Origin of the sequence: Streptomyces sp. NPDC020747 (assembly GCF_044334695.1) — a bacterium.
Classification (GTDB): Bacteria; Actinomycetota; Actinomycetes; order Streptomycetales; family Streptomycetaceae; genus Streptomyces.
Genome location: NZ_JBIRTJ010000001.1, coordinates 312,107 through 322,330, shown reverse-complemented (window position 1 = coordinate 322,330; position 10,224 = coordinate 312,107). Strand labels below are relative to the sequence as shown.

The following is a 10,224-nucleotide window of genomic DNA, read 5'->3' as shown; positions in this document are numbered from 1 at the left end:
ACCCTTGAGTGGCAGATAGGACTGAATGATGACGAACCCTTTTGAGGACCAGGACGCCAACTACCTTGTTCTGAAGAACGAGGAGGGTCAGTTCTCGCTCTGGCCCACATTCGTCGACGTGCCGGACGGGTGGGAGCCGGTCTTCGGAGAGGCAGCCCGTCAGGCATGCCTCGACTTCATCGAGCAGACCTGGACCGACATGCGCCCCCAGAGCCTGATAGACGCCATGAACGCCGGCTGAGCAGGGGCGGGGACCGGCGGCGGCTGATACTCCGCCTCCCGTCCCCGCCGCTTCATCGGCGTAAGTCTTCGATTCGAAGGTGTGTCGATGTACAGTGGACGACGCCCTTGACCTGCAATAACGCAGGCAGGGAGCCTAGGTCCGGGAGTATCTCCATGCTGCGTACCATGTTCAAGTCCAAGATCCACCGTGCCACGGTCACCCAGGCCGACCTGCACTACGTCGGGTCCGTGACCATCGACGCCGATCTCCTCGACGCGGCTGATCTGCTCCCGGGAGAGCTGGTCCATATCGTCGACATCGACAACGGCGCCCGCCTGGAGACGTACGTCATCGAGGGGGAGCGCGGGTCCGGCGTCGTCGGTATCAACGGGGCGGCGGCGCACCTCGTGCACCCCGGGGACCTGGTGATCATCATCAGCTACGCGCAGGTCTCCGACGCCGAGGCCCGGTCGTTGAGGCCGCGGGTCGTGCACGTGGACGCCGCGAACCGGATCGTGGCCCTCGGCGCGGATCCGTCCGAGCCGGTGCCGGGCTCGGACCAGGAGCGCAGTCCGCAGGCCGTCTCGGCCTGACCGCCGGCCGCGTCGGCATCCGTATCCGTATCCGCGAGGAGAGACCATGAGCGAGATCGCGATCCGCGACGACCGGGCGGCCGGACGTCTGGAGGCGTACGCCGGTGACGAAGTCGTCGGCCGCATCGAGTACTTCGTCCTCGACAGCCCGGGTCGCGCGCTCGTCCCGGTCCACACGATCGTGGAGCCCGCCCATGAGGGCAAGGGCATCGCGGGCTCCCTCGCCCGTGAGCTGTACGCCGTGTCGGCCCGCGAGGGAGTTCCGGTCGCCCCGCTCTGTCCGTACGTCGTCAAGTGGGCCGCACGCCACCCCGACGAGGCACCGGTGGCCGACCCCGAGTTGCTGAGCGCGGCGACGGCATGGCTGACGGCCCACCCGGGCCGGTTCTGATGGGACCGCTCGCCCTGCTGCACACCTCGCCCGTCCACGTCCCCGTGTTCGAAGCGCTCCGCGACGAGGACCACCCGGCCCTGGAACTACGGCACTTCGTGTCGGAGGAGCTTCTGGAACGGGCCCGGGCGGAAGGTCCGGAGGCGGTCGCCGACGAGGTGCGCGCGATGCTGGACCGGGCCGTCGCCGACGGGGCGGTGGCGGTCCTCTGCACCTGCTCCACCATCGGCGCGGTCGCCGAGGCCGCCCGCCCCGGGGTGCCCGTGCTCCGGGTGGACCGTCCGATGGCGGCCGCCGCGGTGGCGGCGGGCCCGCGCGTCGTCGTGCTCGCCACGGTGGAGAGCACCCTGGGCCCGACGGTGGCCCTCGTCGAGGAGGAGGCCGCCCGCGCGGGATCCCCGACCGCCGTACGCTCCCTGCTGGCGGCCGACGCCTGGGACCACTTCGCGGCGGGCGACGTGGACGCGTACGCCCGTGCCGTCGCGTCCGCCGCCGACAGCGTCACGGCCGCCGACGTGATCGTCCTCGCCCAGGCCTCGATGACCCCGGCCCAGCGGCTGACCACGACCGCCGTGCCGGTGCTGTCCAGCCCGCGCCCCGGCCTCGCGGCGGGAGCGGCCGCGGCGGGTGTCGGCGGCGCGGTGGGCATGGCGGGCGTGGCGTAGGCCCACCTGGTCCCCGTTCGTCCCGCGACGGGGTGAGTGGGCGCGCGGGGCACGGGTACGCGTGGGAGAAGTCCAGGGCCGACGTACCGACTGGCTGGAGGACGCCATGACGCACCCGTACCCCGACCCCGTGAAGCCGGACCCCACACCGGGCCCGGGCCCCGACCACCCCCAACCCTTCCCGGAACCGGACCCGGTCCCGTCGCCCAAACCCCACCCGGTCCCGGAACCGTCCCCGTCCCCGCTCCCTCAGCCCCCCGACCCGGCCCCGGCCCCGCCTCCGGAGCCCCAGCCGGGCCCCCTGGGCTGAGGGCGCACAAAAGCCGGCGGGCCGGCGTGGACATGGTCCACGCCGGCCCGCCGGCTTTCAGGGGCGCGGGGCTGTGACATCGTGCGGCTCCGCCGCGTGGGCGCGACAAGCCCCCACGCACCCGCAGCCCGAAACCGAACCTCAGCCCGCGACCTCGGACCGGTCGCCGCCCCACAGCGTGTGGAACGACCCCTCCCGGTCGGTCCGCCGATAGGTGTGCGCACCGAAGAAGTCCCGCTGCCCCTGAGTGAGCGCCGCGGGCAACCGCTCCGCACGCAACGCGTCGTAGTACGCCAGCGCCGCCGCGAACCCGGGCGTGGGCACCCCCTGCTGGACGGCGGAGACGAGCACGGCCCGCCAGTCGTCCTGCGCCGCCGCGATCTCCTGGGCGAAGGTCTCGTCGGCCAGCAGGCTCGGCAGATCGGCGCGCGTGTCGTACGCGGCGCGGATCCGGTCGAGGAAGGCCGCCCGGATGATGCACCCGCCGCGCCAGATCGCGGAGACCGCGCCCAGGTCGACGTTCCAGTCGTACTCGGCGCTGCCGGCCGCGATCTCGTGGAAGCCCTGCGTGTAGGACACGATCTTCGACGCGTACAGCGCCTGCTCCACCTGGTCGGCGAAGGCCGCGGCCTCTGCCTCGCTCAGCGCCGTGGCCTTGGGCCCGGCCAGCCCGCGCGAGGCCTCACGCAGCTCGGTGTGACCCGACAGGGACCGCGCGAAGACGGCCTCGGCGATGCCCGACACGGGAACGCCCAGGTCGAGGGCGATCTGCACGGTCCACCGCCCCGTGCCCTTCTGCTCCGCCTGGTCCTGCACCACGTCCACGAAGGCCTTGCCCGTCGCCGCGTCCACGTGCGACAGGACCTCGGCGGTGATCTCGATCAGGTAGGAGTCGAGCCGCCCGGTGTTCCAGGTGCGGAAGATGTCCGCGATCTGCGCGGGGGAGTAGCCCGCCACGTCACGCAGCAGCTGGTACGCCTCGCCGATCAGCTGCATGTCGGCGTACTCGATGCCGTTGTGCACCATCTTCACGAAGTGTCCGGCGCCGTCGGGACCGACGTGCGTGACACACGGGGCGCCGTCGGCGGCCTTCGCGGAGATCTTCTCCAGCATCGGGCCGAGCGACTCGTACGACTCCACCGGGCCGCCGGGCATGATGCTCGGGCCGAGCAGCGCGCCCTCCTCGCCGCCGGAGATGCCCGCGCCGACGAAGTGGATGCCCTGCTCGCGCAGTTCGCGCTCCCGGCGCCGGGTGTCCGCGAAGTGGGCGTTGCCACCGTCGATGATCATGTCGCCCGGCTCCAGGAGCGGGGCGAACTCCTGGATCACCGCGTCGGTCGGCTCGCCGGCCTTCACCATGATCACAAGGCGGCGCGGGCGCTCCAGCGCGGCGACGAACTCCTTGGCGGTCTCCGTCGCGACGAAGGTGCCCTCGCCGCCGAACTCCTCCACCAACGCGTGCGTACGCGCGGCCGTGCGGTTGTGCAGGGCGACCGCGTATCCGTTGCGCGCGAAGTTACGGGCGAGATTGCGCCCCATGACCGCGAGTCCCGTGACGCCGATCTGGGCTGTAGTGCTCATACGGTTGGCTCCTAGAGGTACTGAATCGGTAGTGCCGGTCATGCCTGCCAGTTTGCCCCACCGACCATCCTGACTTGCAGGTTCGCCGAACGCACATCCTGACTTTCCGACGGTGTGTACGCAGCGGAGCCGCCCCCGCCTCAGTGCCCCGCCGAACTTCGCCGTCACATCTGCCCCGGGCATACGTGCCGACAGCCGTGAACGAAGGTCGATTCCTGGTCACTTGGCGGGATAGGGAGGCCGATTGCCCCCTTGTCATGGCCTGTTAGCAGCGTTTACTTTTGCCGCTCCTGACGCTTGTCGAGGGGGCACCTTCATGGCCGTACGCGGCCGGCACCGCCGGTATCAGCCGAACAGGATCAACCGCGCCTCACTCACCGTCACGGTAGGCGGCGCCGGGATGGCGATACCGCTCATCGGTACCGGCGTCGCGAACGCGGCAGACGTGGACACCTGGAACAAGGTCGCCGCCTGCGAGTCCACCAACGACTGGCAGATCAACACCGGCAACGGCTACTACGGCGGGCTGCAGTTCACCCAGTCCACCTGGGAGGCGTACGGCGGCGGGGCCTACGCGGCACGCGCCGACCTCGCCTCCAAGGACCAGCAGATCGCCGTCGCCGAGAAGGTCCTCAAGGGCCAGGGGCCCGGCGCCTGGCCGGCCTGCTCGGTACGGGCGGGCCTGACCCGGGGCGGCGACACCCCCGACATCAACCCCTCGGGGACGTCCGCCCAGAAGTCCAAGCGCACCGTCCGCGACGTACAGCCGCAGACCACGCCCCAGTCGCGGGCCGGCACCGCCGAGATGTACACCGTCGTCCGCGGCGACACGCTCTCGGGCATCGCGGGCGCACGCGAGGTCCCGGGCGGCTGGCGGCAGTTGTACGACGCCAACCGCAGGACGGTCGGCGCCGACCCGGACATGATCGTTCCCGGTCAGCGGCTGGACCTGAAGTCGAAGGCGTCGCCGGGCACAGGGTCGACGTCCACCTCCGACACGTCGGAGAAGACGGAGAAGAAGCCGAAGGAAAAGGCGAAGGCCAAGGCGAAGGAAAAGGTCGAGGAGAAGTCAGAGAAGAGGACCCAATCGACCACGCGCGGCCTCACCGCCCCGGTGAGCGCGGGTACGGGAACGCCGTACCACGCCTCGGGTTCCTCCTGGTCGAAGGGCTATCACACGGGCGTCGACTTCCCGGTGCCGACCGGTACGTCCGTCAAGTCGGTCGGCGCGGGCAGCATCGTGACCGCGGGCTGGGGTGGTTCCTTCGGGTACCAGGTGGTGATCCGTCACGGCGACGGCCGCTACACCCAGTACGCCCATCTGTCGGCGATCTCCGTGAAGGCCGGGCAGAGCGTGGTGAGCGGCCAGCGCATCGGCCGCTCCGGTTCCACGGGCAACAGCTCGGGCCCGCATCTGCACTTCGAGGTGCGGACGGGGCCCGGTTTCGGCAGCGACGTCGATCCGGTCGCCTATCTGCGCGCCGGTGGCGTCACGATTTGACGCGGGAGCGGATCACCGCCGGGGCGGGGAGCAACGGCAGGAACGGAAGGCCGTAGTAGCCGCCGTTGGGCCAGGACGGTTCGTCGATGCCCTCGATGCCCTCGATGCCCTCGATGTCGTCCGGCGTGTCGCCGGGCGGCGGGGGTCCGTTGGACCCGGGCGGCGGCAGCAGGGCGTCCTGCCGCGCGGTGGCGGAGGCGAACAGTCCGGCGGCGTGCGCGAGAGCGTCCTCCCGCGCACGCTCCTGGTCCCGTACCCCCGTGTCCCGTACTCCCGCGGAGACGGCCAGCCGCTCCGCCGGGACGAGTCGCTCGGGCAGGGCGCGGCCGGGCGGAACGGTGGCGGGCTCCTTGATCTCGATGCGGCTCGACTCGGCAACCGGGCCCGGCTCGGTCCTGGCGGCCATGTCGGCCATCGTTCCGGTCACAGCGGGCACAGGCACAGGCACGGATGCGGGTACGGGTACGGGCACCGGCGCCGTACGCTCCGAACCACTGATGCGCTCCGTCGTGAGCAGGATCAGACCACCCGCGGCGACGACCCCGCAGCCGAGCGCGAGGGCGGTGCCCGTCTCGCCGTAGCGGAACGTCTCGCCGAACATCGTGATGCCGACCGCGGCGGCCACTATGGGGTTGATGACCGTCAGCGTGGCCAGCGGCGCGGCGAGGCCGGCGCCCCGGTAGGAAGCCTGCGACAGGAGCATTCCGGCGGTCGCCAGGACACCGATCACGGCGAGGCTCGGCACATCGGCGAGCGAGACGCCGCCCGTCCAGTCAACCGCGACCGTCTTCGTGAACACCGACGACATACCGAAGGCGACACCCGCGGCGGCCGCGAGCAGCACGCTGCGCACGGCAGGGTGCCGGTGCACGGCGCGGGCGGCCGTCATCAGGGCCACCACGGCGCCGCCGGTGACCAGGGCGACCACCACGCGCTGGGTGCTGTTCAGGGACTGCGAGTCCGCCGTGCCCACCAGGGCGAGCAGACCGGCCAGGCCGACCGTCGCCATGATCGCGCCGCGCCAAGCGGTCGCCCCGGCCTTGCGGCGTACAAAGATGGCAGCCATGGGAAGCGCGAAGACGATGGTCAGCGCGCCCAGCGGCTGGACCAGGCTGAGCGGTCCGTAGGCGAGCGCCACGACGTGCAGGAGCCCGCCGAGGGCGTTGAGGCCGACCGCGATCCACCAGGCGAGCTGGCGCATGGGTGCGTAGGTCGTGCCGGGCGTGTTCGCCGCGACCCGTTCCTGCACGATCGCCCCGCCGGCGTACGCGACGGCGGAGACGAGAGAGAGCAGCACAGACAGCACGAGTGCGTTCATGTGTCGCTCCTCCTCTGCATGTGACGGACGTTCTCCCGAAGGCGGGGAGTCCGGTGCGGCGATCGGTCGGCTTCCATGGTTAATACGATCCCTTTTGAAAGCGCCTGTGTCGTCGTACCTGAGCAGTCATTGGGTCATACTGCCGATGGAGTACGTCTTGGGCCTAGTCCTCCCCAGGTCGGGTGACACCGGGTACAACCCCCCTAGTGGCTCCGTTATGCCCCCTTGGTCTACTTGGTCTCCGTGAACCTCGATCCGGATCTCAATCGACTCGCCTCCCTCGAAGGTTTCTTCGCTCTGCGCACGGGACGGCCGTCGCTGCCGACCCTCGCGGAGGTGTATGAGGCACGGAGCGTCACCGCCGAGTCGGATCCGCTCACTTTCCGTGTCCGCAAGGTCGTACGGCTGCTGGGCGCCCCCGAGACGCGTATCGGGGTCTCGGTGGCACAGCAGGGACTCGCCGCCCGGCTGTGGTCGGTGGCCCTGGGCGCGGCGGCGCTCTACGGACAGATCCCCGACCTCGATCCCCGGTTGCTGCGCTGGGACGCGGACGGCAGCGCGCCCGACGACCTGTGGCTGGCCGAGACACGCGCCCTGCCCGGTGACGCGGCCACCGTCCGGCGGGTCGTACAGGACGGGCATCTCGAACCCCTCGCGGCGGTGCTGCGGGCCCGGCAGCCCGTCTCCGCGGGGCTGTTGCGGGGCAACGCGGCCTCCGCGCTCGCGGGTGCCGCACGTGAACTCGACCGCTGGGCCCGCGCCAACGGCCGCCCGGAGGTCGGCGAGAGGGCCCGCTCACTCGCCGCCGAGCTCTTCGACCACCCCGGCCTGCGGGACACCGGCACTCTGAACGGCACGGCGTTCCGGCGGCGCAGCTGCTGCCTCTACTACCGGGTACCCGGTGGCGGAGTGTGCGGCGACTGCTGTTTCGTACGTCCCCCGCGCCGCCTCTGAGCGCGGTGGTGCCGCGACTCCGGGCATCGTGGTGCCGAGCCGTGGGGGCGTGCCGTCCCTCGCGCTCTTCCCCAAGGGCCACTTCTGGGTGACCATGTGGGAACCAGCCGCTGAGACAGGGGGTTCCGGGTGCGTGTGGGACTGCTTTCCCGGGAGTACCCGCCTGATGTGTACGGCGGTGCGGGGGTTCATGTCGAGTTCCTCGCCCGGGAGTTGAGGCCCCTCACCGAGCTGGACGTGCACTGCTGGGGCGAGGGCGCCGCGGGCGGAGTCGTACGCCACCGGCCCTGGCCCACGCTCGACGGCGCGAACGACGCACTGCGCACCTTCTCCGTGGACCTCGCCATCACCGCCGCCCTCGAAGGCCGCGAGCTCGTCCACTCGCACACCTGGTACGCCAACCTCGCGGGCCACATGGCGAAGCTGCTGTACGGCATTCCGCATGTCATGACCGCACACTCCCTGGAGCCCCTGCGCCCCTGGAAGGCCGAGCAGCTCGGCGGCGGCTACGCCCTCTCCAGCTGGGCCGAGCGCACCGCCATCGAGGCCGCCGACGCCGTGATCGCCGTCTCCACGGCCATGCGCGAGGACATCCTGGGCTGCTACCCCTCCCTGGACCCGGCGAAGGTGCGCGTCCTGCACAACGGCATCGACACCTCTCTCTACCGGCCGGACCACGGCACGGACGTGATCGACCGCATCGGCCTCGACCCCGGTCGACCGTACGTCCTGTTCGTCGGCCGCATCACCCGCCAGAAGGGTGTCCCCCAGCTGCTGCGCGCGGTACGGGACATCGACCCGGCCGCCCAGGTCGTCCTGTGCGCGGGAGCCCCCGACACACCGGAGATCGACCAGGAGTTCCGCGACCTGTTCCAGGAGCTCAGCAGCGTCCGTGAGGACGTGCACTGGATCCCGCAGATGCTGCCGCGTCCGGACGTGATCCAACTCCTCACGCACGCCGCCGTGTTCGTCTGCCCCTCGGTGTACGAGCCCCTGGGCATCGTCAACCTGGAGGCGATGGCCTGCGGCACGGCCGTCGTGGCCTCGCGGGTGGGTGGGATTCCCGAGGTCGTCGCGGACGGCGAGACCGGGCTGCTGGTGTCCGTCGAGGACGATTTCGAGGCGCAGCTCGCGCGTGCCCTGGACTCGCTGCTCGCCGATCCGCAGGCCGCCCGGCGCATGGGCGAGGCGGGACGGGAGCGGGCGGTGCGGGAGTTCGGCTGGGACGCGGTGGCTCGGCGCACCGTCCAGCTGTACGAGGAAATCCTCAAACCGGGGTAGTCCGCGGGCGCGGATCGCCCTCCCACGGGGGTAGTCCTCTGGCAGGTGTAGTTCGAGAACGTGGCCCGAACCGGGCGGTAGAGGGGCGGCGGCATGCGACGCGGTGGACCTTCGGTGCTGGGAATCGTGTTGGCGGGCGGTGAGGGCAAGAGGCTGATGCCCCTGACCGCCGACCGGGCGAAACCCGCTGTGACTTTCGGCGGAACGTACCGCCTCGTGGACTTCGTACTCTCCAACCTCGTCAACGCCGACATCCTGCGCATCTGCGTCCTGACGCAGTACAAGTCGCACTCGCTCGACCGGCACATCACCACGACGTGGCGGATGTCGAGCCTGCTCGGCAACTACGTGACGCCGGTCCCGGCCCAGCAGCGGCTCGGCCCGCGCTGGTACTTGGGCAGCGCCGACGCGATCCTGCAGTCGCTGAACCTCGTGCACGACGAACAGCCCGACTACATCGCGGTGTTCGGCGCCGACCACGTCTACCGCATGGACCCGCGGCAGATGCTGACCCAGCACATCGACAGCGGCGCGGGAGTGACCGTCGCCGGGATCCGCGTGCCCCGGGCCGAGTCGTCGGCCTTCGGCGTCATCTCTCCCGGGACGGACGGTCAGAGCGTCCGGGGCTTCCTGGAGAAGCCCGCCGACCCGCCGGGTCTCCCGGACGACCCGGAGTGCGTCTTCGCGTCCATGGGCAACTACGTCTTCACCACGAAGACCCTGGTGGAGGCGCTGCACCGGGACGCCGAGGACGAGAACTCCGTGCACGACATGGGCGGTTCGATCCTGCCCACGCTCACCGACCGCGGCGAGGCCCAGCTGTACGACTTCAGCGAGAACCACGTGCCCGGCGAGACGGTCCGCGACCAGGGCTACTGGCGGGACGTGGGGACCCTCGACGCGTACTACGACGCGCACATGGACCTGATCGCCGAGCGGCCCGCCTTCAACCTCTACAACCGCAGCTGGCCCGTCTACACCCACTCCGGCCAGCTGTCGCCGGCCCGTTTCAACGCCGGCGGTATGGCGAGCGAGTCCATCATCAGCGCGGGCTGCCTGATCCGCGGCCAGGTCACCCGTTCGGTCCTCTCGCCGGGTGTCGTCGTCGACCCGGGCGCGGTCGTCCAGGGCTCGGTGCTGCACGACAACGTGCACATCGGGCGGGGCGCGGTCGTGCGTGGCGCGGTCCTCGACAAGAACGTACAGGTGCCCCCGGGAGCGACGATCGGCGTCAACCCGGAGCGGGACCAGGAGCTCTACACCGTCTCCAAGGGCGGCGTGATCGGGCTCGGCAAGGGGCAGCACGTGTCGTAGCGGCCGGGCACGTTGGGCTGCCGGGGTGGCAATGCGCGGCCCACCCCGGCAGGTCCGAGGTGACGGGCACGCCGAGCGGTCTCATAAGTACGA

General features: G+C 71.0%; 9 protein-coding genes and 1 pseudogene. 8 read left to right on the top strand and 2 right to left on the bottom strand.

Annotated features, from left to right (window positions below):
• Positions 1 to 28: 28 nt before the first annotated feature.
• From ACH4YP_RS01385 to ACH4YP_RS01370, 4 genes and pseudogenes are all read left to right on the top strand, one after another.
• Positions 29 to 241 carry an MbtH family protein gene (locus tag ACH4YP_RS01385; RefSeq protein ID WP_361060061.1) on the top strand — a complete coding sequence of 71 codons (213 nt, stop codon included), beginning with the start codon at positions 29 to 31 and terminating at the stop codon, positions 239 to 241.
• Positions 242 to 396: 155 nt separating this feature from the next.
• Positions 397 to 816 (top strand): aspartate 1-decarboxylase, encoded by a 420-nt coding sequence (panD, locus tag ACH4YP_RS01380; RefSeq protein ID WP_361060057.1) that lies wholly within the window; start codon positions 397 to 399, stop codon positions 814 to 816.
• 1 nt (position 817) lies between these two features.
• Positions 818 to 1,207 (top strand): annotated as a pseudogene (locus ACH4YP_RS01375) (GNAT family N-acetyltransferase); the annotation flags it as partial.
• On the top strand, positions 1,177 to 1,872 hold the full coding sequence (locus ACH4YP_RS01370; RefSeq protein WP_398488811.1) for an aspartate/glutamate racemase family protein: 696 nt from the start codon (positions 1,177 to 1,179) through the stop codon (positions 1,870 to 1,872). The pseudogene ACH4YP_RS01375 and the gene ACH4YP_RS01370, both read left to right, overlap by 31 nt.
• Before the next feature lie 451 nt (positions 1,873 to 2,323).
• Here the strand turns inward: ACH4YP_RS01370 and gndA are convergent, their stop codons facing one another.
• The gene (gene gndA, locus ACH4YP_RS01365) at positions 2,324 to 3,763 is read right to left on the bottom strand and encodes an NADP-dependent phosphogluconate dehydrogenase (RefSeq protein ID WP_361060052.1); all 1,440 of its coding nucleotides are present in this window, start codon (positions 3,761 to 3,763) and stop codon (positions 2,324 to 2,326) included.
• A 316-nt stretch (positions 3,764 to 4,079) separates the two neighbouring features.
• Between gndA and ACH4YP_RS01360 the strand changes: the two genes are divergently transcribed.
• Positions 4,080 to 5,264 carry a transglycosylase family protein gene (locus ACH4YP_RS01360; protein WP_398488810.1) on the top strand — a complete coding sequence of 395 codons (1,185 nt, stop codon included), beginning with the start codon at positions 4,080 to 4,082 and terminating at the stop codon, positions 5,262 to 5,264.
• Here ACH4YP_RS01360 and ACH4YP_RS01355 read toward each other — a convergent pair.
• Positions 5,254 to 6,582: a DMT family transporter gene (locus ACH4YP_RS01355; protein ID WP_398488808.1), complete on the bottom strand. Its 1,329-nt coding sequence runs from the start codon at positions 6,580 to 6,582 to the stop codon at positions 5,254 to 5,256. The two genes, ACH4YP_RS01360 and ACH4YP_RS01355, sit on opposite strands and share 11 nt — an antisense overlap.
• 243 nt (positions 6,583 to 6,825) lie before the next feature.
• Between ACH4YP_RS01355 and ACH4YP_RS01350 the strand changes: the two genes are divergently transcribed.
• From ACH4YP_RS01350 to glgC, 3 genes are all read left to right on the top strand, one after another.
• Positions 6,826 to 7,536: a (2Fe-2S)-binding protein gene (locus ACH4YP_RS01350; RefSeq protein WP_361060043.1), complete on the top strand. Its 711-nt coding sequence runs from the start codon at positions 6,826 to 6,828 to the stop codon at positions 7,534 to 7,536.
• Between the two features lie 129 nt (positions 7,537 to 7,665).
• Positions 7,666 to 8,817, top strand: coding sequence for a glycogen synthase (gene glgA / locus ACH4YP_RS01345; RefSeq protein WP_361060041.1), 1,152 nt, complete (start codon positions 7,666 to 7,668; stop codon positions 8,815 to 8,817).
• 93 nt (positions 8,818 to 8,910) lie between these two features.
• Positions 8,911 to 10,131, top strand: coding sequence for a glucose-1-phosphate adenylyltransferase (gene glgC / locus ACH4YP_RS01340; RefSeq protein ID WP_361060038.1), 1,221 nt, complete (start codon positions 8,911 to 8,913; stop codon positions 10,129 to 10,131).
• Positions 10,132 to 10,224: the final 93 nt, after the last annotated feature.